Here is a 24,397-nt window from a genome sequence, read left to right as displayed (position 1 = left end):
CGGCTCATGCTGGCCAACGGGACATGACCGCCGTCCGGAAGCGCCCGCGCGACAGGGTGGCCCGCACCGGACCTGGCCATCGGAAGGCGGAGCGCCGATGAGGCTCGTCGTCGATCTCAACAAATGTCAGGGGTACGCCCAGTGCGCGTTCCTCGCCCCGGACGTCTTCGCCATGCACGGCGACGAGGCGCTGGTGTACAACCCGCACGCCCCCGAGGAACAGCGGGAGCGGCTGGCCCGCGCGGTGGCCGCGTGCCCGGTGCAGGCGATCACGGCGGACGGCCTGGACGGCGCGGGGGACGCAGCGGGGGCGTCCGATGGCCGCTGACTACATCGACTGGCTCAGGCGCGAGGGCCGGATCGTGATCGTGGGCGCCTCGCTGGCGGGGCTGCGTGCCGCCGAGACGCTGCGCGCCGAGGGCTTCGCCGGGGAGCTGACCCTGATCGGCGACGAGCCGCACGAGCCGTACGACCGGCCGCCGCTGTCCAAGTCCGTGCTGCTCGGCATGGCGTCCCCGCACCACACCGAGCTGCCGCACCGCTGGGACATCGACGCCAAGTGGCGGCTCGGCGTCGCCGCGACCGGCCTGGATCTGACGGCCAAGCGGGTGCGGCTGGCGGACGGGGACGAGGTGGAGTACGACCGGCTGCTCATCGCGACCGGTGTCCGCGCCCGTCCATGGCCGAAGGAGGAGGAGGCCCGGCTGGACGGCGTGTGTCTGCTGCGCACCCGGGAGGACGCGGCCGGGCTGTACCGGCGGCTGAAGGCGGGGCCGCGCCGGGTGTTCGTGATCGGCGCCGGGTTCGCCGGGTCGGAGATCGCGTCGGCGTGCCGCGAGATGGGGCTGTCGGTCACCGTGGCGGAGCGTGCGGGGGCGCCCCTGGTGGGCGCGCTCGGCGGGGTGGTGGGCGCGGTCGCGGCCGACCTCCACCTCGAGAACGGTGTCGATCTGCGCACCCATGTCACGGTGACCGCGCTGGAGGGCGACTCGGTCGGCCGGGTCCGGGCCGTCCATCTGTCGGACGAGAGCACCGTCGAGGCGGACGTGGTCGTGGTCTCGCTGGGCTCGCTGCGGAACACGGACTGGCTGGCCGGGTCGGGGCTGGGCGCCGGGCCCCGCGGCATCGCCTGCGACGCGGGCTGCCGTGCCTTCGACTTCCGGGGCATCGTCACCGACGACGTGTTCGTGGCCGGTGACGTGGCGCGGTCGCCGCACGCGCTGTTCGGCTACCAGTTCCTGTCGCTGGAGCACTGGGGCAATGCCGTCGCCCAGGCGGAGACGGCCGCGCACAACATGATCTGCCACGGCCCCGACCGGCGCCCGCACCTGTGGATGCCGGCCTTCTGGTCCTCGATGTTCGGTGTGAACGTCAAGTCGGTCGGGGTCCCTCCGATGGGCGACCAGATCATGATCACGCAGGGCTCTCCGGCGGAGCGCCGGTTCGTCGGCGTGTACGGCCACCAGGGCCGGGTCGTCGCCGCCGTCGCCTTCGACAACGCCCGGTGGCTGGAGTTCTACGCACGGCAGATCGAACGCGGCGCGCCGTTCCCGGTGGAGTACCCGACGATGGACCGCCGTCCCGAGGGCAGGCAGCCGGTGCCCGCCGACTTCCCCGACCCGTCCTTGCCGACCCATGGCCCGACCGTGACCCTCAGCGGTTACTCACCGGCCGAGCAGCAGCTGGTCTTCCACCCCGCCCGGCACTGACCGCCGTCCGGCCCGACGCCCCAAGGACCCGTCATGACGCAAGCCTCACTGGTGCGCCAGATCACCGACTTCGCCCACCGCGCCAACCCGTACCCGCTGTACGAGGAGCTCCGCAGGACTCCGGTGCTGCACGAGGAGGAGGGCGGCCCCTACGTCATCAGCTCCTACTACGACATCGAGGCCCTGCTGCACGATCCGCGGATCAGCTCCGACGCCGCGAACCTCGCTGCCGCCGGGGACGACGAGGCCGGCCAGGCGGAGGACACCGGGCTGCCGCCGTCCTTCCTGCGGCTCGACCCGCCGGAGCACGACCGGCTCCGGCGCATCGCCAACAGCGCCTTCGGGCCGCCGCACCGGCCGCGCCGGGTCGAGAACATGCGCGATGACATGGCGGCCGTGGTCGGCGGTCTGATCGGCGGGTTCGGCGAGGCGCGGGAGATCGACCTGGTCGACCAGTTCGCGTATCCCTTCCCGGTGACGGTGATCTGCCGGCTGCTGGGCGTGCCCCGGGAGGACGAGCCCCGCTTCCGCGCCTGGGTGGACCCGCTGGTCGCCAGCCTCGACCCGGAGACGCGCCAGAACGCGGACGCCGAGTCCGTGAAGACGGCGCAGGAGGCGCGGATGCAGCTCGGGATGTACCTGGCGGGGCTGGTCGAGCAGCGCACCAAGGACCCCCAGGACGACCTGCTGTCCGACCTGGTCAACAGCCGCGGCCCGGACGGTGCCATGACGATGATGGAGGTGCTCAGCACCGCGGTGCTGCTGCTGATCGCCGGGCACGAGACGACGGTCAACCTGATCACGAACGGCATGCTGACGCTGTTGCGCCACCCGGACGTGCTGCGGCGGCTGCGCGAGGACCCGGCGCTGTCGGTGCGGATCGTGGAGGAGCTGCTGCGCTACGAGCCGCCGGTGCAGATCGTGCCCCAGCGCACCTGTATCGCCGACATCGAGGTGCGCGGGGTCACCATTCCCAAGGGCTCGCGGCTCTGGCTGATGCTGGCCGCGGGCAACCGCGACCCGGAGCGGTTCAAGGACCCGGAGCGCTTCGACCCGGACCGCGAGGACATCCAGCATCTGGGCTTCGGCAGCGGCATCCACAGCTGCTTCGGCGCTCCGCTGGCCCGGCTGGAGACCCAGATCGCCCTGTCCGAACTGGCCCGGCGGCTGGAGAATCCACGGCTGGTCGAGGACCCGCCGCCGTACCGGCAGAACGTGGTGCTGCGCGGTCCCCGGCATCTGACCATCGCCTTCGACGGTCTCAGGCCCTGAGCGGCCGGGCGCTCAGGGGGTGATCCTGCTGATCTGCACCAGTCCCAGCCAGGTCTCCGGACCCGGCTGGGCGTAGGCCGCGCGGACCGTGTAGCTGCCCGCGGTCAGCGGAATGCGCAGGTGTTCGGTGCCGGGGGCCTCGGCGCCCGGCCAGGCCGAGTCGAACAGCAGCACCGGGCCGGGTACGTGCCAGCGCAGCTCCGCTTCCCAGGCGGCCGTCCGCAGCGCGGCGGGGACCCCGGCGAGGAGTTCGTCCTCGGAGTTCGCGGCCGACCAGCGGACCAGGGTGCCGTGCTCGGGCAGATAGGAGGTGGCCGCCGGTTCGTCGCCGAGGACGAGGGCCGCGCTGTCGCCGACCGGGAGCAGGCCGGCGAATCCGGCGACCTCGCAGGCCCGGTCGTAGTCCGTGTCGAGATCCTCGCTGTCGGCGCCCGCCCAGAACGGCAGCACCGCCTCCGGGACGGCTATCAGCGGGCCGCCGCCCGACTCCACCCACTCCAGTACGCCTGGGTCCGCATATCGAGCCATGGGCCCAGAACCTACACGGCCCGCCGTCAGCAGCCGCACTCGCCGTCGACCGGAGCGGTCAGCGGGTCGGCGTCGCGGCGCGCCGGGCCCTGCCAGGTCTCGTACGCGAAGCCCTCGCGCGCCCAGTACTCGAAGCCGCCGAGCATCTCCTTGACCTGGTAACCGAGTTCGGCGAGGGCCAGGGCCGCGCGGGTGGCGCCGTTGCAGCCGGGGCCCCAGCAGTACGTCACCACCGGCACGGATCTGTCGAGGAGTTGGGCGGCCTGCTCGGGGATGAGTGCGGTGGGCAGGTGGACGGCGCCGGGGACGTGGCCCTGGTCCCAGGACTCGGTGGAGCGGGTGTCCACCAGGACGAAGCCGGGGTCGCCGTCGGCCGCGAGGGCGGCGGCCACGTCGGAGACATCGGCGTGGAAGGCGAGGCTCGCCCGGAAGTAGGCGGCGGCCTCGGCGGGGGCGGCGGGAGCGACCCGCAGCACGGGGTTCACGGAGTTCGTAGTGATCATGGCTTAAATTCTGCGGCCGGCCCGCGGCCCGTTGAAGGGGCGATCCCCGGGCCTGCTCTTGATCGGCCGGTGATTTCCCTGGTATCCATCGCGGATGACCGTGTATTCCCCGGACGCCACCGACTGGCGCATACTCGAGGTCCTCCAGCGCGACGGCCGGGTCAGCTACGCCGAGCTGGCGCGGGCCGTGTCGATGTCGCCGAGCCCCGTCACCGAGCGGGTGCGCCGGCTGGAGGAGGCGGGGGTGATCCAGGGCTACGCGGCGGTCGTGGACCCCGAGCGGCTCGGGCTGCCGATCCTGGCCTTCGTGCGGCTGCGGTACCCCAACGGCAACTACAAGCCGTTCCACGACCTGGTGGCCACCACCCCGGAGATCCTGGAGGCCCACCATGTCACGGGGGACGACTGCTTCGTCATCAAGGTCGCCGCGCGCTCGATGCCGCACCTGGAGGAGGTCTCCGGGAAGATCGGCACGCTGGGCTCGGTGACCACGAGCGTCGTCTACTCCTCTCCCCTGCCCCGGCGGCCGCTCGGGCACTGACCCGGGCGCTCAGCCGGTGCCGCGCTGTCTGAGCGTGGAGCCGGAGCGGCCCTTGACGACCTCCAGCTGGGCGTGGACCCGGCGGCGCAGATCGGCGACGTGGCTCACGATGCCGACGCTGCGGTCGCGTTCGCGCAGGGAGTCGAGGACGTCGAGGACCTCGTCCAGGGTCTGGTCGTCCAGGCTGCCGAAGCCCTCGTCGATGAAGAGGGTGTCGAGGCGGACGCCGCCCGCCTCGTCGGTGACCACGTCGGCGAGGCCGAGGGCGAGCGCCAGGGAGGCGAAGAAGGTCTCGCCGCCGGACAGGGTGGCGGTGTCGCGTTCGCGGCCGGTCCAGGCGTCGACGACATGGAGTCCGAGTCCGCTGCGGCCGCGTCCGGTGCGGTCGTCGGAGTGGACGAGGGTGTAGCGGCCGGAGGACATCCGCTGGAGCCGGACGGTCGCGGCGGCGGCCACCTGTTCCAGGCGGGCGGCCAGCACATACGACTCCAGGCGCATCTTGCGTTCGTTGTCGGCGGAGGTGCCGGCGGTGAGCGCGGCGAGCCGGGCGACCCGGTCGTACTCCTCGCGCAGCGGTGCCAGGCGGCGTACGGCCTCGGCGGCCCGCGCGGAGAGGCGGTCCAGTTCGGCGCACGCGCGGGCGGCGGCGTCGCGCGCGGAGGCCGCCTCGCGCAGCCGGCGCTCCGCGTCGGCCGCCGTCCGTTCGGCCGCGGCCGGGTCGGCGGGCGGCTGCCGGTCGGCCGCGGCGGTGTCGGCCTCGGCCAGCAGGGTGCGGACGGCGGCCTCCTCCGTCTGCCAGGCGTCCAGCCGGTGTTGCAGCTCCCGGTGGGCCGCGGGGTCCAGCAGCGCGGCGGCCGCGGCCTGCGGGGTGTCGAAGCCGGCCCGGTAGGCGGCGTCGGCGAGGCGGGCGTCGGCGGCCTTCAGCCGCTGGGCCGCGTCCTCGGCGGCGCGCGCGGCGTCGGCGGCCTCGGTGAGCAGCGCCGCCTGCCGCTCCAGCTGCGCGGCCCGCGCGGCCACGCTCGCGGCGGTGCCGCGGGCCTCGGCCAACTCGGCTTCCAGCAGCGCCTGTTCGCGCTCCAGGGTGTCGCGCCGGGTGAGCCGGGAGGCGGCCCGTACGGCGGCCTGCTGGCGGTCGGCGAGGCGCTGCTCGCGCTCCTGCTCGGCGCGCCGCAGCTCCTCGTGGGCGGCGTGCAGCGCGGAGGCGGCACGCCGGGCGCGGGTGTACTCCTGCTCCAACTCGGCCGCTTCGGCTTCGAGTTGCGCGGTCGTGGCGTCTTTGGCCTCGGCGGTGGCGGCGGCCAGGGCCTCCCGTACGGCGGCCAGCCGGCCTTCGTCCTCGGTGTGCCGCTCCTCGGCGCGCCGGCAGGCGGCCAGGGCGCGGTCCTCGGTCTCCCGGTCGACGTGTCCGGCAACCTTGCGGGCCGGTGCGGGGTGTTCGGTGGCGCCGCAGACCGCGCAGGGCTCGCCGTCGCTCAGGTGGGCGGCCAGCTCGGCGGCGATGCCGTTGAGCCGCTGTTCCTTGAGGTCGAGCCAGTGCGCGCGGGCGTCCAGGGCCGCTTGCGCGGAGATGCGCGCGCGTTCCCGGGCCGCCTCCAGGTCGGCGGCGAGGGCGTCGCGGGTGCGGGCCGCCGCGAGCCGCTGCTCCATGGGTTCGCGCCGGACGGCGAGCCGCTCGGCGCGGGTGGCGGCCTCCTGGGCGGAGTCGATGCGGGACTGGAGGGCGGCGCGGCTGGTGTCCCAGCCGTCGAGCCAGGCGTCGGCCTCGCGCAGGACGTCCTCGTCGGCGCGCTCCTGCCGGTCGAGTACGGCACGCTCCTCGGCGAGGCGGTCCAGGCGCCGCTCGGCGCGCCGGGCCGCGTCCAGTCCGCCCAGTTCCTCGGCCGCCCGGCGGGCGGCGGCGGCGAGTCCGGCCACACCGGCGTCGGCGTGCGCGGCACCGGGGCCGTCGAGCATGCCGCGCGCGCGTGCCTCGGCGCGGGCGGCCCCGCGGTGCTCCTGCTCGGCGGCCTCGCGCAGCTCCAGCGCGGGGGCGACCGCCTCCGCCCTGCGGGCCCGCTCCATCCGCTCCCGGGCCTCGGCGTGCGCGCCGGCCCGCTCCTGGAGCCTCGCGGCGCGCTGCCGGGCCTCGGCGAACCGGGCCTGGAGCCGGGCGAGTTCCCGGGTGTCGTCCAGCGCGGTGCGGGCCTGGGCGTGGGCGGCCTCGGCGGCGGTGAGGCGGCAGTGGGCGAGGGTGAGGCGTTCGCGGGCGGTGCTGCGGGCGACGGCGGCGGCGCCGAGCACGGCGTCGGCGAGGCCCGGGTCGCCGGGGGCCAGGTCGGGCAGCTCCATGGCGTCGCCGGCCTCCTGCTGCATGCGGTGGGCGTCGGCGAGCAGCGCCGCGTCGCCCTCGCGCACGCGTGCCTCGGTGGCGCGGCGGCGGTCGGCGAGGCGCTTCTCCACGTCGGCGAAGCGCTGGGTGTCGAAGAGGCGGCCGAGCAGCCGGCCGCGGGCCTCCGCGTCGGCGCGCAGGAAGCGGGCGAAGTCGCCCTGGGGCAACAGCACCACCTGGCAGAACTGCTCGCGGCTCATGCCGAGCAGCTGGGTGATCTCCTCGCCTATCTCCTGGTGCGAGCGGCTGCGGTCCTGCCAGGCGCCCGCCGTGCTGTCGTACTCGCGCAGCCAGGTCTGCGCCTTGTCCACGGTGGTGCCCTTGCCGCGCAGCTTGGGCCGCTCCCAGGGCGGCTGCCGGGTGATCTCCAGGCGGCGGCCGGCGACGGTCAGGTCGAGGCGGACCTCGGTGCGGGTGCGGGGCTCGGCGTGGTCGCTGCGCAGGTTCATGCCCTGGCCGGTCTGCCGGGCGCCGGGGACGGCGCCGTACAGGGCGTAGCAGACGGCGTCCAGGACGGAGGTCTTGCCGGCGCCGGTGGCGCCGTGCAGCAGGAAGAGCCCGGCGCCGGAGAGGGCGTCGAAGTCGACGCTCTGGGTGCCGCCGAAGGGGCCGAAGGCGGTGAGGTCCAGCCGGTGCAGCCTCATCGGGCCACCTCCCGTACGGCGTCGTCGGCGCGGGCGGCGTCGAAGGCGTCGCGGAGCACGGCCGTCTCCCGCTCGTCCGGTCCGGCTCCGCGGACATGGGCGACGAAGTCCTCGGCGATCTGCTGGTCGCTGCGGCCCGCGAGGCGGCGGGCGTAGGAGACCTGGGGGTCGTCCGGCGCGCGCTCGGGGGCGAAGACGAGGCTGAGGGTGTGCGGGAAGCGCTCGGTGAGCCGGGCCATCGGGTCGGCGGGGCGGACCGCGTCGGTGAGGGTGGCCTCGACCCAGGCGTCCTCGTGCCGGGCGAGCGCGGGGTCGGCGAGCAGCTCCTCCAGGGTGCCCCGGAGGCGGGCCAGCGGGCGGGGCACCGGGCAGTCCACACGCTCCGCGGTGACGGACCCGTCGGCGCCGAGGTCGACCAGCCACATGGTCTTGCGGTGCTCGGCCTCGGAGAAGGAGTAGGCGAGCGGGGAGCCGGAGTAGCGCACCCGCTCGGTGATGGTCTGACAGCCGTGCAGATGGCCGAGGGCCGCGTAGTCGACGCCGTCGAAGACGCCGGCCGGTACGGCGGCGACCCCGCCGACGGTGATGTCGCGCTCGCTGTCGCTGGCCCGGCCGCCGGTGACGAAGGCATGGGCGAGTACGACGGAACGCGTGCCGGGCGCGCGGGTGGCGAGGTCGGCGCGGACGCGGTCCATGGCGGCGCCGAGCACGGCCTCGTGCCCCGCCTTCTCCACCGCGAACTCCTCCCGCACCAGGGCGGGTTCGAGGTAGGGCAGGCCGTAGAAGGCGACGTCCCCGTGGGCGTCCGGCAGCACGACGGGGGTGCCGACGGCGGACGGCTCGGTGCGCAGATGGATGCCGGCGCGGTCGATGAGTCCGGCGCCGACGCCCAGGCGGCGGGCCGAGTCGTGGTTGCCGGAGATCATCACCGTGGGCACGCCGAGGTCCGCGAGACGGTGCAGGGCGTCGTCGAACAGCTCGACCGCGGCGAGCGGCGGCACCGCGCGGTCGTACACGTCGCCGGAGACGACCACCGCGTCGACCTCGCGCTCACGCACGGTGGTGACGAGGTGACCGATGAACTCGGCCTGGGCCCCGAGCATGTTCACCCGGTGGAAGGCCCGGCCGAGGTGCCAGTCGGACGTGTGCAGCAGTCTCATGGCCCCCGAGACTATCGGCCGGGTCCGACATCACGGGCCGTCACTCCGGTACCGGACCGTCACACCCCATTGAGATTCGCCCTGTTATGTCCGATCCGAGACGAACGTCACGCGTCGCCGTAGGCCTCTCCGCCCAGTGCGAAGCCGGCCGTGCCCGCCGTCACATCGGCGAGCCAGGCGCGGAAGGCGTCCACGTCGGCGTCCGGCAGGCCGATCTCGATGGTGACGTCCTCGCCGTAGCGGACGTCCCGCACCTCGCGGCCGGTGGCGCGCAGGTCGTTCTGCACCTTGCCCGCACGCTGGTGGTCGACGGTCACGGTGGCCAGCCGGAAGCGGCGCCGGGTGAGGGTGCCGAGGGTGTCCAGGGCCTCGCCGACGGCTCCGCCGTAGGCGCGGATCAGCCCGCCGGCGCCGAGCTTGACCCCGCCGTAGTAGCGGGTGACCACGGCGACGACGTACCGCATCTCGCGGCGCAGCAGCATCTGGAGCATGGGGACACCGGCGGTGCCGCCCGGCTCGCCGTCGTCGCTGGCCTTCTGCACGGAGGCGTCGGCGCCGATGACGTACGCCCAGCAGTTGTGGGTGGCGTCGGCGTGCTCCTTGCGTACGGACGCGATGAAGTCCTGCGCCTCCTGCTCGGTGGCGGCCGGGGCGAGCGCGCACAGGAAGCGGGAGCGGTTGACCTCGGTCTCGTGCACGCCCGCGCGGGCGACTGTGCGGTACTCGTCCTGCATCCCGTAAGCCTAGGTCCTTGACCGGTGCGCCCTGCCCGGTCAGCCCTTCCTGCCGCGCGGCACCGTGAACCAGGTCAGCAGGGCCACGCCCGGGGCGAGGGCCGGCCAGCCCGTGCCGCGCCAGGCCAGGACGGCGAGCGCGGCGGTCGGGAACTTGGTCCGCACCCGGTCCAGGGTGTCGTCCAGGCCGTCCCCGGCCAGCGCCAGGACGAGGTCCTCCAGGCCCGGGTTGTGCCCGACCAGCAGCAGCGTCTCCACCTCGGCCGGCGCCTCCCGCACCACCTCCAGGAGGTCGGGTACGGCGGCGCCGTACAGCCGGCGGTCGTAGCGCACCGGTGGCGGGGTGCCCCACTCGGCCGAGGCCAGCTGCCAGGTCTGCCGGGCGCGTACGGCGGTGGAGCACAGGGCGAGGTCGGGCAGGAAGTCGGCCTCGGCGAGGGCCCGGCCGGCCGCCGGGGCGTCGCGCAGACCGCGCGGGGCGAGCGGTCTGCGGTGGTCCTCGACCCCCTCGGGCCAGACGGACTTCGCATGCCGCAGCACGATCAGCCGCCGCAGCGGCCCCGCACCGGCCCGCTCCCTCACCCGCGCCTCCCGAGGCCGGCGGAGCGCACGCGCGCCCCGGCAGTCACCCCGCGCCTCCCGCTCGCCGGCGAGGCCGTCGCCCGGCTCATGCGGGCCTGCCGAGGTCGCCGGTCAGGTCCAGGGCGAGGAGGCGGTCGGCGTAGGCGTAGGTCTCGAAGCGGGCGCCGTCGGGCAGGTCCGGCGTGTGCGCCACGTCGTGCAGCACGGCCAGTACGGCGGGCAGGTCCAGGTCGTCCTGCCAGGCGGCCCGCAGCCGTCCCCGTACCTCGTCGGGCACCGGCCGGGAGGGCCGGCGCGCCCACTCGGCCACGGCCCGCCGCCACCCGCCGAGCCGGAGCGCGGCCTCGTCCAGCGCGGCGGTGTCCAGCCGGGCGGGTTCGCCGCGCGGGACGGCGAGGAGGGCCAGGCGCAGCGCGGCGGGGTCGCCGAGGAGGACCGGGAGGGGGCAGGCGGTGACCACGGGGGCCACGGCCGCGACCGGGCCGGCCCCGGAGACCTCCTCCGTGTCCTGCCGGACCACATGGATGGCCTGGGCCTCGCCCAGGCCGGAGGCGAGGTCGTGCCCGTCCTCGAAGGGACGGATGGCGAGGGCGGTACCGGCCGCCCGGAGTTCCGGCTGGTCGCGGGGGGCGGTGAGGGTCGCCCAGACCGGGGTTCCGCCCAGTTCCAGGGCACGGACGAGCAGATCGGCGGTGAGCAGCACCCGCAGGGCCGACGCGTCGAGGCCGAAGGCGTGGGCCTCGATACGGGTCAGACCACGGCGGGCGGGCGCGGCGGCGACGTGCTCACCGGTTCGGGCGTCGAGGATGCGCAGCACGGGCCGAGCGTAGGCGGGCGGACGGCCGTGTGCAGGCACCTTGCGCCGATTCCGGTCACCGTGGCGGGGTACCGGGGGGAATCGGCACCGCCGGAGCGCTGTTGCCCAGGCGAAGGACCCCCGACCCGAGGAGGCGGCCATGTACGGCGACGAGGCGACGATCCGCAGGATCCTGACCGAGCTGGGCGACACCTGGGCGGTGGTCGGCCTGTCCGGCAACCGGAGCCGGGCCGCCTACGGGGTGGCGCAGGTGCTCCAGCGGTTCGGCAAGCGGATCGTGCCGGTGCACCCGAAGGCCGAGACGGTGCACGGCGAGCGCGGCTACCCGTCGCTGGCGGACATCCCCTTCCCCGTGGACGTGGTCGACGTCTTCGTCAACAGCGAACTGGCGGGTGCGGTGGCCGACGAAGCCGTGACAAAGGGGGCCAAGGCGGTCTGGTTCCAGCTGGGGGTCGTCGACGTGGCGGCCTACGAGAGGACCCGCACCGCCGGACTTGACATGGTCATGAACCGCTGCCCGGCGATCGAAATTCCGCTCCTGGCTGGCTGATTCTTCTCCTACATCACAATTACACGCTGAATATCTACATTCGCAGAGCGTGCCTGACCTGTACGAAGACTTGTGTATAAGACATGTAAGATCCAGGGTCAAGATTTGGTATCACGTCTTCTGCCAGGGCCTCACGCCTACCTAACCTGTGGCCTCCTTCCCCGTTAAATCTCCGTTCACATGTGAGAGGCCACTTGACATGGCGAATGTCGACCAGGCTAAGCCCTCGGTAGCCACAAGCGACACCGGTGGGCTCCGCCGCGACGTCGGACTGATCGGCCTGATGTGGGCCTCCGTGGGGTCCATCATCGGTTCAGGCTGGCTCTTCGGCGCCGAGAAGGCCGTGGTGGCAGCAGGCCCCGCCGCGATCATCTCGTGGGTGATCGGCGCGGTGGCCATCGTGCTGCTGGCGCTCGTGCACGCCGAACTCGGCGGCATGTTCCCGGTCGCGGGCGGCACCGCCCGTTACCCCCACTACGCCTTCGGCGGCCTGGCCGGCATGTCCTTCGGCTGGTTCTCCTGGCTCCAGGCAGCCACCGTGGCCCCGATCGAGGTCGAGGCCATGATCGGCTATGCCAAGCACTGGAAGTTCGCCGACGGGCTACAGAACGCCAACCAGACGCTCACCACCAGCGGCATCGTCGTCGCCGTGATCCTCATGGCCGTGTTCGTCGCGGTCAACTTCCTCGGTGTCCGCGTCCTCGCCCACACCAACAGCGCCGCCACCTGGTGGAAGATCGCCGTCCCGCTCGCCGCGATCTTCGTCATCGCCATCGGCAACTTCCACCCGGCCAACTTCACCTCCGAGGGCTTCGCGCCGTTCGGCGCCAAGGGCGTCCTGACCGCGATCAGCTCCAGCGGCATCATCTTCGCGCTGCTCGGCTTCGAGCAGGCGATCCAGCTGGCCGGTGAGAGCCGCAACCCGAAGCGTGACCTGCCCCGCGCGACGCTCGGCTCGGTCGCCATCGGTGCCGTGATCTACGTCCTGCTCCAGGTCGTCTTCATCGCCGCCCTGCCGCACGCCTCCTTCGCCAAGGGCTGGGCGCACCTGAACTACGCCGGCATCAGCGGCCCCTGGGCCGGTCTCGCCACGCTGGTCGGTCTGGGCTGGCTGGCCTGGATCCTGTACGCCGACGCGATCATCTCCCCCGGTGGCACCGGCCTGATCTACACCACCGCCACCTCCCGCATCTCCTACGGCCTCGCCAAGAACGGCTACGCGCCGAAGGTGTTCGCCAAGACGGACTCCCGCGGTGTGCCGTGGTTCGGTCTCGCCATCTCCTTCGTGACCGGCGTGATCTGCTTCCTGCCCTTCCCGAGCTGGCAGACCCTGGTCAGCTTCATCACCTCGGCGAGCGTGCTGATGTACGCGGGCGCCCCGCTGGCCTACGGCGTCTTCAAGGACCGGCTGCCGAACCTGGAGCGCCCGTACCGACTGCCCGGCGGCCAGTTCATCTCGCCGCTGTCCTTCGTGGTCGCCAACCTGATCATCTTCTGGTCCGGCTGGGACACCCTGTGGCGGCTGGGCTGCGCCATCCTCATCGGCTACGTCCTGCTCGGCTCCTACGCCGCGTACGCGATCAGCAAGAACCTGCCCAACGCGCCGCGGCTGGACTTCAAGGCCGCGCAGTGGCTGCTGCCCTACCTGCTGGGCATCGGCGTGATCTCCTACCTGAGCACCTTCGGCGGCAACGGCACCCTGCCGCTGTGGTGGGACATCCTGGTCGTGGCGGTCTTCTCCCTCGGCATCTACTACTGGGCCAAGGCGACCGCCTCCGCCCCCGAGGCGATCGAGCGCAGCATCGACGAGGTCGTGGTCACCGACGCTCCGGCGCACTGACCACCTCCCTCACCCAACTCCGGTGTCCCGTCAGCAGAGCTCTGCTGACGGGACACCGTCGTGTTTACGGGGGGGGTGCGCACCGAGACCGGACCGCGCGTGGGCGACTCCGATCAGCGCCCTTCGGTGAGCAGGTGGTCGGCCGTCCGCAGCGCCTCCTGGACCAGCCGGGGCACATGCGCGTGCCGCAGCGAGTAGATCACCCGGCGGCCCTCCTTGCGGGTGTCCACGAGACCCGCGAGGCGCAGCCTGGCCAGGTGCTGGCTGACGGCCGGGCGGGCGGCGCCGCAGGCCTCGGTGAGCGTGCCGACGTCGGCCGGGCCGGCGGTCAGGGCGTGCAGCAGGGCGAGGCGGGTGCGGTCGCCGAGCAGGGCCAGGAGGTCGGCGGCGAGCGCGAACTGCTCCTCGCCCGGGCTGCGCGGATGCGCATGGTGCGCAGGTGATAGGTGCATGCGTGCGCTCATACGCACATAATGGCTCCGTGGACGTCTCGCGTCCACTCCCGCACACCGGAAGGGGACCGACGTGAGCGACCGGCAGCCGCACCGGCACGGGTCGGACGAACACGGGGCACAGGGACACGGAGCACACGGACACGCGGCTCATGGCCAGGAGCCACCGCAGCACCGGCACGCACACGGCGAGGACGGGCACTCCCACGCGCACCAGCACCCCCACCCCCACCAGACCGGCCGCCCCGGGCTGAAGCACCGGCTCGGCCATCTCCTCACCCCGCACTCCCACGAGACCGCCGACAAGCTCGACCCCGCGCTGGAGTCCTCGGCGCGCGGGATGCGGGCGCTGTGGGTGTCCCTGCTCGTGCTGGGGGCGACCGCGCTGGCACAGGGGGCGGTGGTGGCCCTCTCCGGCTCGGTGGCGCTGCTCGGCGACACGGTGCACAACGCCGCCGACGCGCTGACCGCCGTACCGCTCGGCATCGCCTTCGTGCTGGGGCGGCGGGCGGCGACCCGGCGGTTCACCTACGGCTATGGCCGCGCCGAGGACCTGGCGGGGCTGGCGATCGTGCTGACCATCGCCGGCTCGGCCGCGTTCACCGCCTGGGCGGCCGTGGGACGGCTGCTCGAGCCGCGCCCGGTCGCGCAGCTGCCGGCGGTCGCGGTGGCCGCGCTGGTCGGCTTCGCCGGCAACGAGTGGGTGGCCCGGTACCGGATCCGGGTGGGGCGGCAGATCGGCTCGGCCGCGCTGGTCGCCGACGGGCTGCACGCCCGTACCGACGGGTTCACCTCGCTGGCCGTGCTGCTGGGCGCGGGCGGATCCGCGCTGGGCTGGCGGGCGGCCGACCCGGTCGTGGGGCTGGCGATCACGGCCGCGATCGTCCTGGTGCTGCGGGACGCGGCGCGCGAGGTGTTCCGGCGGATGCTGGACGCCGTCGACCCGGCGCTGGTGGACCGGGCCGAGCGCGCGGTGCGGGCGGTGCCCGGCGTGCATGGGGTGGGTGAGCTGCGGCTGCGCTGGATCGGGCACCGGCTGCGGGCCGAACTGGCGGTCACGGTGGACGGGGAGGCGACGGTACGGCAGGCGCACGCGATCGCCGTCGAGGCCGAACACGCCCTGCTGCACGCCCTGCCCCGGCTGACGGCCGCCCTGGTGCACGCGGACCCGGCACCGGTGCCGGGCGGGCCGGATCCGCATCTGGCGCTCGCCCACCACCTCACGGCGTGATCAGGCGCCGCCCGGGTGCACCGGTCCGAGGGTGAGCAGGGCGGTCAGCGGACCGGGGGAACCGAGACGGCCATCACCATCTCCATCGGGACCTCGCCCTCGTTGCCGTACTCGTGCGGGACGTCCGCCTCGAAGGAGGCGCTGGCACCCGCCGGGACGAGGTGCCGTACCCCCTCGACGGTGAGAGTCAGTTCGCCGGCGGTGACATGGAGGAGTTCGACCGTGCCGGCCGGGTGGGGGTCCGAGGGGCTCCGCTCGCCGGGCATCAGCCGCCAGTCCCACATCTCCAGCGGGCCGGGGGCCTCCGTGCCGGCCAGCAGCCGGTTGTAGCCGCCGGCCTCGCTGTGCCACAGCCGTACGGCCTGGTCGGCCGGGACCACGCGGACCCGGGGGCCCTGTTCGTAGTCGAGCAGGGTGGTGATGCTGACGCCGAGCGCGTCGCCGATCTTGACGACGGTGCCGATGCTCGGGTTGGTGCGGGCCTGCTCGATCTGGATGAGCATGCCGCGGCTGACCCCGGCCCGGGCGGCCAGCGCGTCCAGGGTGAAGCCGCGCTCGGTGCGCCAGCGCTTGACGTTGCGCGCAAGGGACTGGGTCAGCAGGTCGAGGTCCGACACATTTCGTCCAGGGTCCGGGGTCCGGTATGCGAGATGGTCCACTGTGATGGATGGCAGGGTTCAGTTGATTGAACTACCGTGGGACGTACTCCTTCGTCCAACAAACTGTACTGCGAGGTACCGTGACGGCATTCTTCGCCCTGACCACCAGTCTGTTGTGGGGGCTGGCCGACTTCGGCGGCGGGCTGCTGACACGCCGCACCCCGGCGCTCACCGTGGTGGTGGTCTCGCAGACGGTCGCGGCCGCCGTGCTGGGCGCGATCGTCGTCGCCACGGGCGGCTGGGGCGAGGCCGGGCCCCGGCTGTGGTTCGCCGCCGCGGCCGGCGTGATCGGGCCGGTGGCGGTGCTCTGCTTCTACCAGGCGCTCGCGCGCGGCCCGATGGGCGTGGTGTCGCCGCTCGCCACGCTCAGCGTGGCCGTGCCCGTCGGCGTGGGGCTGGTCCTCGGCGAACGTCCGGGGCTGCTCCAGGTCGCGGGCATCGCGGTCGCGGTCACCGGGGTCGTCCTGGCCGGCGGCCCGCAACTGCGGGGTGCGCCCGTGCAGCGGCGGACGATCCTGCTCACCCTGGTCGCGGCGCTCGGCTTCGGCGCGGTGTTCGCGCTGATCTCGGAGGCGTCGACGAATGTCACCGGGCTGTTCCTCGCCCTGTTCGTGCAGCGGCTGACGAACATCGCGGTGGGCGGTGCCGCGCTCGCCGTCTCGGCCCGGCGGGGCGTCCCCGTCGTACCGCAGGGCGGTTTCCCCTGGACCTCGCTGCCCGCGCTGGCCTTCGTCGGCCTCGCCGATGTGGCGGCCAACGGCACCTACGCCGTCGCCGCCCAGCACGGCCCGGTCACCGTGGCGGCCGTCCTGGCCTCGCTGTATCCGGTGGTCACGGCGCTGGCCGCGCGCGGCTTCCTCAGCGAGCGGCTGCGCGCCGTCCAGGCGGCGGGAGCGGGGCTGGCGCTGCTGGGCACCCTGCTGCTGGCGACCGGCTGACCCCGGCCGGGTCAGCCCTCGGGCTCCAGCTCGGCGAGGCGCGCGACGGCGGCCTCGTCCAGCTCCGCCAGGGAGCGCAGCTGCTCCGGCGTCGTCCCGTCCGGGATCGGCACCGGCGCCGGGGTCCGCAACGGCGGCTGCCAGCCGTCCTCGGGGGTCCAGCGCCGTACGACCCGGGCCGGGGCCCCGGCCACCACGGCATGGTCGGGCACCGTGCCGCGCACCACCGCACCGGCCGCCACGACCACGTTCCGGCCGATCCGGGCGCCCGGCAGGATCACCGCGCCGGTGCCGATCCAGCAGCCCGGGCCGATCTCGACCGGCTCCATCCGCGGCCACTGCTTGCCGATCGGCTCGTGCGGGTCGTCGTAGGAGTGGTTGGTGGAGGTGACGTAGACGTACGGGCCGAAGTAGCAGTCGTTGCCGATGGTGACCGTGGTGTCCGCGATGACATGGCTGCCGCGGCCGAGGACCACGCCGTCGCCGATGCGCAGGATGGGGTCCGGCCCGAGGTCGAGGTCCGGCATCAGACCGGCGGTGAGGGTGACCCGTTCGCCGATGATGCAGTAGGAGCCGATGCGGATCCAGGGCTCGCCGAAGACGGTGCCGAGCGGGAAGGCGAGACGGGTGGCCTCGCCGAGCGCGCCGAAGCGGAAGGCCGCCGGGTGCTCGGCCGTGACGGAACCCGCGCGCTGGGCCCACGCCCAGGCCCGGTGGACCACGCGCTGGGCGAGGCCCCGGCGCCAGGATGAGAACGTGTTCTTGCGCTTCGGCACGGGGTCACGTTACTCATCGGTTGTCCCGGGCGAGAGGGCGGGCTGCTGTGATCTTTGCCCCAACCGGTGCCGTACCGTTCACCCCACGTTCGCGGGCTACGGATGCGAGGAGACGGTGATGACCCGGCAGGCGCTGATCGTGGGTATCGGGGGCAGGGAGCCCCAGGTCGATCCGGAGGCGTTCGTCGCGCCCACGGCCTCGGTGATCGGAGACGTCACCCTGCACGCGGGGGCCAGTGTCTGGTACGGCGCGGTGGTGCGCGGTGACGTGGAGCGGATCACCGTGGGCGCGGCCGCCAACGTCCAGGACAACGTCACCCTCCACGCCGACCCCGGTTTTCCGGTGAGTGTCGGCGAGCGGGTGTCCATCGGGCACAACGCGGTGGTCCACGGGGCGACGGTCGAGGACGACTGCCTGATCGGGATGGGGGCCACCGTGCTGAACGGCGCGGTGATCGGAGCCGGGTCGCTGGTCGCGGCGCAGGCCCTGGTGCCGCAGGGGATGGTGGTGCCGCCGGGGTCGCTGGTGGCGGGGGTGCCGGCGAAGGTGCGGCGGGAGCTGAGCGAGGAGGAGCGCCAGGGCGTGACCCTCAACGGCACGATGTACGCGGAGCTGGCCCGGGCGCATCGGGCGGTGCACGAGTAGTCCGGGGCGGGCCACACGGGTGCGCGGCCCGGGGGCGCGGGTTGCCGTCCCCGTTACACCGTTACTCCCCGGCGCGCACGGCTTCCGCCTCCGGGGCGGGAGCCTGGGCGGCCTTCTTCGCCTTGCGCTTGACGATCAGCACGGACGCCAGGCCGATCAGGACCGCGACGCCCAGGCCCACGTAGGAGAACTTCTTCAGCCAGCCCTCGGCGACCACGCCGACGTAGTAGATGACGGCCGTCGTCCCGCCCGCCCAGCAGATGCCGCCGAGCACGTTGGCGATCAGGAACTTCCAGTACGGCATGTGCAGCACGCCCGCGAGCGGTCCGGCGAAGATGCGCAGCAGGGCGACGAAGCGGCCGAAGAAGACGGCCCACATGCCCCACTTCTCGAAGGACCGCTCGGCGGTGGCGACATGGCCCTCGCCGAAGTGCTTCGGGAACTTCCTGCCGAGCCAGGCCAGCAGCGGCCGGCCGCCCTTGCGGCCGATCGCGTAGCCGATGGAGTCGCCGATCACCGCGCCCGCGGTCGCGCAGGCGCCGAGGATCACCGGGTTGATGCCCGAGTTGTGGGAGGACATCAGCGCGGCCGAGACCAGGATGATCTCGCCCGGCAGCGGGATGCCCACGCTCTCCAGACCGATCACCAGGGCCACCACGCCGTAGACGGCCACCGCGGGCACCGAGTCGAGCCATTCCTGCACGTGCACCGCCGGGTTCCTCCCCTGTCGCCGTCCCTGACCCGTGGACCGCCGCGCGTAAAGGGCGTCCCAAGGGAAGGCTACCTGCTCGGCCCGGAAGCACCGCAGGCTTACGGCAGCCACAGCAGCGCGGGCCGAGCAGGGCGCGTCGGCAGGGTCCACGTCAGCAGGGCGGCGGTCCCGGTGAGCAGGCGTGCGCAGCACAGCTGCGGCCGGGCGTGGGGACAGCGTTGTCAGCGGACCAGGCACGGGCCACGAGGACGGTGGCGAGCAGGACGAGCGCCGTGATCCCGGCACCGAGGGCCACGGCCGTGCGATGCCGGCTCACCGTTCCCCGGCCCCCGGCTCCATGGCCGCCCGGGTGTGCGCCCGACGGTCGGGGCGGCGGTGCGGGCCAGTCCCGGGCGGCGCCGCGGCCGGGCCGTGTGTCGAGATAGCGGCGGGCGCCCCAGCCGAGCACGGTCTCGGCGAGCAGCAGGCCCAGTTGCTCCTCGAAGGCGCCGAGCTGTTCGGCGGCGTGGCGGCAGTGGGCACAGCCGGACAGGTGGCGTCGTACGTCCGGCAGCAGATCGCCGCCGCGGCGCAGGGGGATGTCGAGGAGGCGGTTGTAGAAACGGCATTCCCTGGAGGGCGCGAGTTCCAGGTGGGCGCGTACACACCCGGTCCGGAATTGCTCACGCGCCCGGTCCAGGGCGGCCGCGGCGGTGGCCGGGTCCACGCCCAGAAGAGCGGCGGGTGTGTTTATGGGTTCGGCTTCGACCTCGGTGTGCCAGAGAAGGCATCGAGAGGCGGCGGGAAGCGAATGGAAAGCGCGTTCGGCCAGCCGCCGCCTTTCCGGTGTCCCGGCGTTTGCCGCGCGCAGTCCGCGGGCTCCGGTGGTACGGCGCAATTCCGGCAGCGCGACACAGGCCGCGGGGTCGGCGGCCCAGGTGCGGGCGGTGTCGCGGACGGCCACCAGCAGCCGGGGGCGCAGCGCCCCGTCCGCCGGCCGGCCGAGCACCTGGTGGAAGGCGGCGATGGCCACCAGTTGGGCCGCGGAGCCCGCTGAGGCCAGGCAGACCATCGCGTAGTCGTGGGTGGCCCGCCAGTGCCGGGTCAGCAGCAGGGCGACGGCATGGTGGTGGGCGTCGTCCGGGCCGCGGAGCCGGGCGACGAGATCACGGTCGGACTCCCCCGTCGATCCGGGGCGAGGCGGGTACGGCGGGCGTGGGGGGTTGGAGGACTGCACGGACTTTTCCTTTCCAGCCGCAGGGCGGGGCGAATTGGCGCCCTGTGGAAAGCAGTGCGTGATTGGTGCGTACCTTCGGGGCCGGCCTTTGCCGCGCGATGCCGGCCTTTGCCCTCCCGCGGGGTGGCTCACTTTCGCACACGCGCGTCACGGGAAACAAGGAGTTGGAATGACGGAATGTCAAAGAGACTTGTACGCCCGCTGGTTACCGCCGGTATCCCTATCAACTCGTACGGGAAAAGCGGATGGACGAGAACTCTCCGGGCGAATTCCCGGCCTTCCGCCGCGCCCCTGCTCGGCGACGACCTGATCGACGCGCGCGAGACGCTTCCCCGATCGGCCTCGCGCTGCCCGCACGAGTCCGCGCCCTCAACGACGGTGGCCCCACCTGGCCGCTCCACGCCCTCGCCATCGCCGCCACACTCGTCGCCGTACGCCTGCTCCGGCTCGCCCCGCTGTCGGCCCTCGGCCCGCCGGCCGCCCTCGTCCGGCGCGACGGCGGCGCCCACCGCCTGAGCCGGCGCATCCCGGCGGTCCTGACCCGGGCCGGCGCCCGGCCGCGCTGTCCATCCCCGAGACCACCCGCCGACACGCCCCGCTCACCGGCGTCCGAGACGCCCCGAGACCCCGCACGGTCTCGGGGCCGGGTCCGACTCAGCCGTTCAGGCGCAGCGTCCATACGACGGTCATCTCGCCCGTGACCGCGCCGTCCGCGCGCTGGAGGGCGATCGCCACCGGGAACTCCGGCCGCCCGCCCGCGTCGAGTTCGGCGACGACCTCGGCCGCCGGGCGCCCCAGGGTCGCCGTGGCCGTCACCGCGCCCATCGCCAGCTTCTTGTAGTCGATCTCGGCGCGCACCGCGAGCGGCACCGCCCGGGAGAGCTGGTCGCCGAAGGCCTCCAGGACGATGGCCCCGCTGGCGGACTCGGCCAGGGTGAACATGGCGCCGGCGTGCGGGCCGCCGATGTGGTTGTGGAACTCGGGCTGGTCGGGCAGCCGCAGGACGGCGCGTTCCGCGGTGACCTCGATGAATTCCAGGTTCAGGGTGCGCACCATGGGGACGGCGGCGGCCAGCATGTTGCCTCGCGAGGCGTTCTCAACGGTCATGCGTGCGATGTTACCGATGAGTAGCGACAGCTGGCCAGCATGGTTTCACTCGCTCTCTCCCTTTTCGCTACGACTCTGACGACATCCGGTGACCGAACCGTGCCGCCACCGCACTAGGGTTGTCGGCCATGTGGCCAGATCAGCAGCCGCCCGGGGGCGCGCAGAACCCGCAGCAGAACCCGTACCAGCAGCCGGGTTACCAGCAGCCGAACCCGTACCAGCAGCCCGGGTACCAGCAGTACCCGCAGGCAGGGCAGTACGGGCAGCAGGCCGGACCGTACGGACAGCAGTCCGAGTGGACGCAGGCGCCCACCATGGCCGGCGGTCCGCAGCCTCCGCAGGGCGGCGGTGGCGGCCGTACCAAGCTGATCGCGATCATCGCCGCAGCGGCGGTCGTGGTCGCCGCCGGTGTGACCGGCTTCCTGGTACTCGGCGGCTCGAAGGACAACAAGGCGGACAACGGCAAGGGCACCCCGCACCCGAGCCAGTCGGCGCCCCAGAAGCAGCCCACCGCGACCGCGTCCACGACCGACAACCCGCGCGGCAACGAGACCGAGAAGCCGACCGTCGCCGGCTGGCAGGTGGTGGTGAACCCCAAGTGGGGCATCGCCTTCGACGTGCCCGCCGACTGGGAGGTGCAGTCCCCCGGCCTGGAGCTCGGCTTCGAGGACAAGAAGTCCACCAGCCTCAAGCCGATCATCGTGATGTCGGGCACGGCCAAGGACAAGCCCCAGTGGTGCACGTCCGACGACAACAAGGACGGCCGTACCGACGACACCCCGCTGGCGGTCGTGGGCACCAAGGGGGCCAGCGGCGCCAAGAGTGCGGACCAGATCGCGATCAACACGCCGGCCTGGTGGGTCTACGGCGGCTACACCCAGCCGGACAAGAAGAGCGTCTCCTTCGACAAGAAGGCCACGCCCTTCACGACCGCCTCGGGCATCAAGGGCAGCTACGCGTGGGCCCGGTCGACCAACACCCCCAGCAAGGGCAAGTGCGCGAGCGACGGCAAGGCGCTCACGTTCGGCTTCCAGAACTCGGCGCACGACTATGTGTCGTTCAACTTCTACGGGGCCAAGGGCGTGAAGGACGAGGTCCCCAACGCGACGGTGCTGAAGATCCTCAGCACCGTCCGGCTGCACGGCACCCCGACCGGCAGCTGAGCGCCGCAATCCGTTTGAAAGCACGGCCCGGGCGAGCAATAGTCGCCCGGTGAAGTCCACCATCCCCCGCCCCCGTCACCCGCGCCCGCCCCGCTGGGCAGGCCGCAACTACTCGCTGCTGACCGCGGCGGCCGTCGTCACCGGTCTCGGGGCGAACGGCTCGATGGTCGCCGCCGCGTTCGCCGTACTGGACACGGGCGGCGACGGCGGGGACGTGGGGCTGGTGGCCGCGGCCCGCACCCTGCCGCTGGTGGTGTTCCTGCTCATCGGCGGGGCGCTCGCGGACCGGGTGCCCCGGCACCGGGTGATGGTCGCGGCCAACGCCCTCAACTGCCTCTCCCAGGCGGCCTTCGCGGCGCTCGTGCTGCTCGGCGAGCCCCGGCTGTGGCAGATGATGCTGCTCAGCGCGCTGGGCGGCACCGGCCAGGCGTTCTTCGGGCCGGCGGCCGAGGGCATGCTGATGTCCTCCGTCGAGGGCGAGCAGGCGGGCCGGGCGTTCGCCGTCTTCCGCATGGCCACCCAGGGTGCGGCGCTCGTCGGCGCGGCGCTCGGCGGCGCCCTGGTCGCAGCCGCCGGCCCCGGCTGGGTCCTCGCGTTCGACGCGGCCGCCTTCGCCGTCGCCGGCGCCCTGCGCTCCGGCCTCGACGTCTCCCACATCCCGGCCCGCACCCCCGGCGAGGGCATGCTGGCCGACCTCCGGGAGGGGTGGCGGGAGTTCATCGGCAGACCGTGGCTGTGGGGCATCGTCGTACAGTTCTCGATCGCCAACGCGGTGGTCGTCGCGGCCGAGGCGGTCTACGGACCGCTCGTCGCCCGGGAGAGCCTCGGCGGGGCGCGGCCCTGGGGGCTGGCGCTGGCCGCGTTCGGCGCGGGCACGGTGGCCGGCGCCCTGCTGATGACCCGCTGGCGGCCGCGCCGGATGCTGCTCGCCGGCACCCTGTGCGTCTTCCCGCTGGCGCTGCCCTCGGCCGCGCTGGCGGTACCGGTGCCGGCCGGCGTGCTGTACCTGGTGATGTTCGCCACCGGTACGACGCTGGAGGTGTTCGGCGTCTCCTGGATGACCGCGCTGCACCAGGAGATCCCCGAGGAGAAACTGTCCCGGGTCTCGGCGTACGACTGGTTCGGCTCGGTCTCCTTCATTCCCCTGGCCACCGCGCTGGCCGGCCCGGTGGAGAGCGCCGTCGGCCGGACGGCCGCCCTGTGGGGCTGCGCCGGTCTGGTCGTCCTGGTCACGGCACTGGTCCTGCTGGTCCCGGACGTGCGTACGCTGACCCGCCGCGGCCGCCCGGTCACCGCCGCCCCGGCCGCCCCGGCCGACGCCGAACACGCCGTCGGGGGGCACGCGTGAAAACACCGCATCCCCCCGGCTTCAGGAGGGTCCCCGGCTCAGCCGATACCGAACGCCCCGTCCGGAGGCACCGGTGAGGGCACCGCGTCCGCGTCCTCGACCGGCCGCGCCGAGCCGATGAACTCCCGTACCGCCGACCCGTGTTCGACCCGGGCCGGGAACGCGTCGGCCGCCGCCCGCCGGGACAGCGCGGCGATGTCGGTCTGCCGGTGCGCGGCGACGAGCACCGCGTTGCCGAACCTCCGGCCGCGCAGCACGCCCGGCTCGGCGATCAGGGTCAGCTCCTCGAACACCGCGGCGAAGTTGGCCAGTTGGGAGCGGAGGAAGCCGAACGGCGCCCCGTCGGCGAGGTTGGCCACATAGACCCCGCCGGGCCGCAGCACCCGCTCGGCGGTGCGGGCGTAGGCGAGGGTGGTGAGGTGGGCCGGGATCCGGGAGCCGCCGAACACGTCACCGACGAGCACGTCGGCCGAGTCGTCCGGCGCGCCCTCCAGCCAGGCCCGGGCGTCGGCCGCGTGCAGCGCGATGCCCGAGCCCGCCGGCAACGGCAGCTGCTCGGTGACCAGGTCCAGCAGGCCCCCGTCCAGCTCGACGACGTCCTGCCGGGAGCCGGGCCGGGTGGCGGCCACATAGCGGGGCAGGGTCAGCGCACCCCCGCCGAGGTGCACCACGTCCAGCGCCCATCCCGGCTCGGCCACGACGTCCAGCACATGCCCGAGCCGCCGCGCGTACTCGAACTCCAGATGCGTCGGCTCGTCCAGGTCGACGTACGACTGCGGTGCTCCGTGGGGCGAGGGGGAGCCGCCCCCCCGACCGGGGGCCGCGGGGGGGGTTGTTTAGGGGGCGGGGTGGGGGGGTGGGGCGTCCGGGGTGGGGGGGTTGACCCCCCCCAAGTTGACCC

At 73.6% G+C, this 24,397-nt stretch carries 24 protein-coding genes and 1 pseudogene; 11 read left to right on the top strand and 14 right to left on the bottom strand.

Annotated elements, in window-relative coordinates:
* Positions 1-97 precede the first annotated feature (97 nt).
* The 3 genes from ACFVIU_RS21045 to ACFVIU_RS21035 are packed head-to-tail and all read left to right on the top strand — an operon-like array spanning position 98 to position 2,981.
* Positions 98-328, top strand: a complete 231-nt coding sequence (locus ACFVIU_RS21045; RefSeq protein WP_385844208.1) for a ferredoxin — start codon at positions 98-100, stop codon at positions 326-328.
* A complete protein-coding gene (locus tag ACFVIU_RS21040; RefSeq protein ID WP_385844207.1) occupies positions 318-1,709 on the top strand; it encodes an NAD(P)/FAD-dependent oxidoreductase in 1,392 nt (463 codons plus the stop codon). The genes ACFVIU_RS21045 and ACFVIU_RS21040 overlap by 11 nt, the downstream gene beginning before the upstream one ends.
* 33 nt (positions 1,710-1,742) lie before the next feature.
* A complete protein-coding gene (locus ACFVIU_RS21035; protein WP_385844205.1) occupies positions 1,743-2,981 on the top strand; it encodes a cytochrome P450 in 1,239 nt (412 codons plus the stop codon).
* 12 nt (positions 2,982-2,993) lie between these two features.
* Here the strand turns inward: ACFVIU_RS21035 and ACFVIU_RS21030 are convergent, their stop codons facing one another.
* Positions 2,994-3,509: an immunity 21 family protein gene (locus ACFVIU_RS21030; protein WP_385844204.1), complete on the bottom strand. Its 516-nt coding sequence runs from the start codon at positions 3,507-3,509 to the stop codon at positions 2,994-2,996.
* Between the two features lie 26 nt (positions 3,510-3,535).
* Positions 3,536-4,012: a rhodanese-like domain-containing protein gene (locus tag ACFVIU_RS21025; protein WP_385844203.1), complete on the bottom strand. Its 477-nt coding sequence runs from the start codon at positions 4,010-4,012 to the stop codon at positions 3,536-3,538.
* Between the two features lie 94 nt (positions 4,013-4,106).
* On the opposite strand from ACFVIU_RS21025, the gene ACFVIU_RS21020 reads away from it, so the two are divergent.
* A complete protein-coding gene (locus tag ACFVIU_RS21020) occupies positions 4,107-4,553 on the top strand; it encodes an Lrp/AsnC family transcriptional regulator (protein WP_385844201.1) in 447 nt (148 codons plus the stop codon).
* Between the two features lie 9 nt (positions 4,554-4,562).
* On the opposite strand, the gene ACFVIU_RS21015 is transcribed toward ACFVIU_RS21020, so the two are convergent.
* The 5 genes from ACFVIU_RS21015 to ACFVIU_RS20995 form a co-directional block, all read right to left on the bottom strand.
* On the bottom strand, positions 4,563-7,565 hold the full coding sequence (locus tag ACFVIU_RS21015) for an AAA family ATPase (protein ID WP_385844200.1): 3,003 nt from the start codon (positions 7,563-7,565) through the stop codon (positions 4,563-4,565).
* Entirely contained in the window at positions 7,562-8,725 is a 1,164-nt protein-coding gene (locus ACFVIU_RS21010) for an exonuclease SbcCD subunit D (protein ID WP_385844199.1), read from the bottom strand. Before ACFVIU_RS21010 ends, ACFVIU_RS21015 begins: the two co-directional genes overlap by 4 nt.
* A gap of 107 nt (positions 8,726-8,832) precedes the next feature.
* Positions 8,833-9,459, bottom strand: a complete 627-nt coding sequence (locus tag ACFVIU_RS21005) for a YigZ family protein (RefSeq protein ID WP_385844197.1) — start codon at positions 9,457-9,459, stop codon at positions 8,833-8,835.
* A gap of 39 nt (positions 9,460-9,498) precedes the next feature.
* The gene (locus ACFVIU_RS21000) at positions 9,499-10,041 is read right to left on the bottom strand and encodes a SixA phosphatase family protein (protein WP_385844196.1); all 543 of its coding nucleotides are present in this window, start codon (positions 10,039-10,041) and stop codon (positions 9,499-9,501) included.
* Between the two features lie 85 nt (positions 10,042-10,126).
* The gene (locus tag ACFVIU_RS20995; protein ID WP_385844195.1) at positions 10,127-10,858 is read right to left on the bottom strand and encodes a hypothetical protein; all 732 of its coding nucleotides are present in this window, start codon (positions 10,856-10,858) and stop codon (positions 10,127-10,129) included.
* A 139-nt stretch (positions 10,859-10,997) separates the two neighbouring features.
* Between ACFVIU_RS20995 and ACFVIU_RS20990 the strand changes: the two genes are divergently transcribed.
* Both ACFVIU_RS20990 and ACFVIU_RS20985 read left to right on the top strand, forming a co-directional pair.
* The gene (locus ACFVIU_RS20990) at positions 10,998-11,408 is read left to right on the top strand and encodes a CoA-binding protein (protein ID WP_385844194.1); all 411 of its coding nucleotides are present in this window, start codon (positions 10,998-11,000) and stop codon (positions 11,406-11,408) included.
* A 199-nt stretch (positions 11,409-11,607) separates the two neighbouring features.
* Positions 11,608-13,248 carry an APC family permease gene (locus ACFVIU_RS20985; RefSeq protein WP_385844192.1) on the top strand — a complete coding sequence of 547 codons (1,641 nt, stop codon included), beginning with the start codon at positions 11,608-11,610 and terminating at the stop codon, positions 13,246-13,248.
* A 113-nt stretch (positions 13,249-13,361) separates the two neighbouring features.
* Here the strand turns inward: ACFVIU_RS20985 and ACFVIU_RS20980 are convergent, their stop codons facing one another.
* Entirely contained in the window at positions 13,362-13,700 is a 339-nt protein-coding gene (locus ACFVIU_RS20980) for an ArsR/SmtB family transcription factor (RefSeq protein WP_385844190.1), read from the bottom strand.
* A gap of 73 nt (positions 13,701-13,773) precedes the next feature.
* Here ACFVIU_RS20980 and ACFVIU_RS20975 point away from each other — a divergent pair, with 73 nt between their 5' ends.
* A complete protein-coding gene (locus tag ACFVIU_RS20975; RefSeq protein WP_385844189.1) occupies positions 13,774-14,931 on the top strand; it encodes a cation diffusion facilitator family transporter in 1,158 nt (385 codons plus the stop codon).
* Positions 14,932-14,975: 44 nt separating this feature from the next.
* On the opposite strand, the gene ACFVIU_RS20970 is transcribed toward ACFVIU_RS20975, so the two are convergent.
* Positions 14,976-15,548, bottom strand: coding sequence for a helix-turn-helix domain-containing protein (locus ACFVIU_RS20970; protein WP_385844187.1), 573 nt, complete (start codon positions 15,546-15,548; stop codon positions 14,976-14,978).
* A gap of 122 nt (positions 15,549-15,670) precedes the next feature.
* Between ACFVIU_RS20970 and ACFVIU_RS20965 the strand changes: the two genes are divergently transcribed.
* Positions 15,671-16,528 carry an EamA family transporter gene (locus ACFVIU_RS20965; protein WP_385844186.1) on the top strand — a complete coding sequence of 286 codons (858 nt, stop codon included), beginning with the start codon at positions 15,671-15,673 and terminating at the stop codon, positions 16,526-16,528.
* 11 nt (positions 16,529-16,539) lie between these two features.
* Here ACFVIU_RS20965 and ACFVIU_RS20960 read toward each other — a convergent pair whose 3' ends face one another.
* Positions 16,540-17,304: an acyltransferase gene (locus ACFVIU_RS20960; protein ID WP_385844185.1), complete on the bottom strand. Its 765-nt coding sequence runs from the start codon at positions 17,302-17,304 to the stop codon at positions 16,540-16,542.
* Positions 17,305-17,422: 118 nt separating this feature from the next.
* On the opposite strand from ACFVIU_RS20960, the gene ACFVIU_RS20955 reads away from it, so the two are divergent.
* Complete coding sequence (locus tag ACFVIU_RS20955) at positions 17,423-17,950, top strand: gamma carbonic anhydrase family protein (RefSeq protein WP_385844184.1); 528 nt, start codon at positions 17,423-17,425, stop codon at positions 17,948-17,950.
* A 61-nt stretch (positions 17,951-18,011) separates the two neighbouring features.
* Here the strand turns inward: ACFVIU_RS20955 and ACFVIU_RS20950 are convergent, their stop codons facing one another.
* The 3 genes from ACFVIU_RS20950 to ACFVIU_RS20940 all read right to left on the bottom strand — a co-directional run bounded on the left by ACFVIU_RS20950 (position 18,012) and on the right by ACFVIU_RS20940 (position 20,985).
* On the bottom strand, positions 18,012-18,659 hold the full coding sequence (locus ACFVIU_RS20950; protein WP_385844183.1) for a DedA family protein: 648 nt from the start codon (positions 18,657-18,659) through the stop codon (positions 18,012-18,014).
* Positions 18,660-18,813: 154 nt separating this feature from the next.
* The gene (locus ACFVIU_RS20945) at positions 18,814-19,878 is read right to left on the bottom strand and encodes a hypothetical protein (RefSeq protein ID WP_385844182.1); all 1,065 of its coding nucleotides are present in this window, start codon (positions 19,876-19,878) and stop codon (positions 18,814-18,816) included.
* 654 nt (positions 19,879-20,532) lie between these two features.
* On the bottom strand, positions 20,533-20,985 hold the full coding sequence (locus tag ACFVIU_RS20940) for a DUF4442 domain-containing protein (RefSeq protein ID WP_385844180.1): 453 nt from the start codon (positions 20,983-20,985) through the stop codon (positions 20,533-20,535).
* Between the two features lie 128 nt (positions 20,986-21,113).
* On the opposite strand from ACFVIU_RS20940, the gene ACFVIU_RS20935 reads away from it, so the two are divergent.
* Together ACFVIU_RS20935 and ACFVIU_RS20930 are read left to right on the top strand one after the other, a co-directional pair.
* On the top strand, positions 21,114-22,148 hold the full coding sequence (locus tag ACFVIU_RS20935) for a hypothetical protein (RefSeq protein WP_385844179.1): 1,035 nt from the start codon (positions 21,114-21,116) through the stop codon (positions 22,146-22,148).
* A gap of 49 nt (positions 22,149-22,197) precedes the next feature.
* On the top strand, positions 22,198-23,496 hold the full coding sequence (locus ACFVIU_RS20930) for an MFS transporter (protein ID WP_385844178.1): 1,299 nt from the start codon (positions 22,198-22,200) through the stop codon (positions 23,494-23,496).
* A gap of 38 nt (positions 23,497-23,534) precedes the next feature.
* On the opposite strand, the pseudogene ACFVIU_RS20925 reads toward ACFVIU_RS20930, so the two are convergent.
* Positions 23,535-24,281 (bottom strand): annotated as a pseudogene (locus ACFVIU_RS20925) (spermidine synthase); the annotation flags it as partial.
* Positions 24,282-24,397: the final 116 nt, after the last annotated feature.

It is taken from the genome of Streptomyces sp. NPDC127190 (assembly GCF_042672505.1).
GTDB lineage: Bacteria > Actinomycetota > Actinomycetes > Streptomycetales > Streptomycetaceae > Streptomyces.
This window is presented reverse-complemented; position numbering and strand designations above follow the sequence as displayed.

Excerpts from the sequence above, each read along its gene's own strand:
- ACFVIU_RS21045 (WP_385844208.1), top strand. The coding sequence starts at position 98 with ATGAGGCTCGTCGTCGATCTCAACAAATGTCAGGGGTACGCCCAGTGC.
- ACFVIU_RS21040 (WP_385844207.1), top strand. The coding sequence starts at position 318 with ATGGCCGCTGACTACATCGACTGGCTCAGGCGCGAGGGCCGGATCGTG.
- ACFVIU_RS21035 (WP_385844205.1), top strand. The coding sequence starts at position 1,743 with ATGACGCAAGCCTCACTGGTGCGCCAGATCACCGACTTCGCCCACCGC.
- ACFVIU_RS21030 (WP_385844204.1), bottom strand. The coding sequence starts at position 3,509 with ATGGCTCGATATGCGGACCCAGGCGTACTGGAGTGGGTGGAGTCGGGC.
- ACFVIU_RS21025 (WP_385844203.1), bottom strand. The coding sequence starts at position 4,012 with ATGATCACTACGAACTCCGTGAACCCCGTGCTGCGGGTCGCTCCCGCC.
- ACFVIU_RS21020 (WP_385844201.1), top strand. The coding sequence starts at position 4,107 with ATGACCGTGTATTCCCCGGACGCCACCGACTGGCGCATACTCGAGGTC.
- ACFVIU_RS21015 (WP_385844200.1), bottom strand. The coding sequence starts at position 7,565 with ATGAGGCTGCACCGGCTGGACCTCACCGCCTTCGGCCCCTTCGGCGGC.
- ACFVIU_RS21010 (WP_385844199.1), bottom strand. The coding sequence starts at position 8,725 with ATGAGACTGCTGCACACGTCCGACTGGCACCTCGGCCGGGCCTTCCAC.
- ACFVIU_RS21005 (WP_385844197.1), bottom strand. The coding sequence starts at position 9,459 with ATGCAGGACGAGTACCGCACAGTCGCCCGCGCGGGCGTGCACGAGACC.
- ACFVIU_RS20990 (WP_385844194.1), top strand. The coding sequence starts at position 10,998 with ATGTACGGCGACGAGGCGACGATCCGCAGGATCCTGACCGAGCTGGGC.
- ACFVIU_RS20985 (WP_385844192.1), top strand. The coding sequence starts at position 11,608 with ATGGCGAATGTCGACCAGGCTAAGCCCTCGGTAGCCACAAGCGACACC.
- ACFVIU_RS20980 (WP_385844190.1), bottom strand. The coding sequence starts at position 13,700 with ATGCACCTATCACCTGCGCACCATGCGCATCCGCGCAGCCCGGGCGAG.
- ACFVIU_RS20955 (WP_385844184.1), top strand. The coding sequence starts at position 17,423 with ATGACCCGGCAGGCGCTGATCGTGGGTATCGGGGGCAGGGAGCCCCAG.
- ACFVIU_RS20940 (WP_385844180.1), bottom strand. The coding sequence starts at position 20,985 with ATGACCGTTGAGAACGCCTCGCGAGGCAACATGCTGGCCGCCGCCGTC.
- ACFVIU_RS20935 (WP_385844179.1), top strand. The coding sequence starts at position 21,114 with ATGTGGCCAGATCAGCAGCCGCCCGGGGGCGCGCAGAACCCGCAGCAG.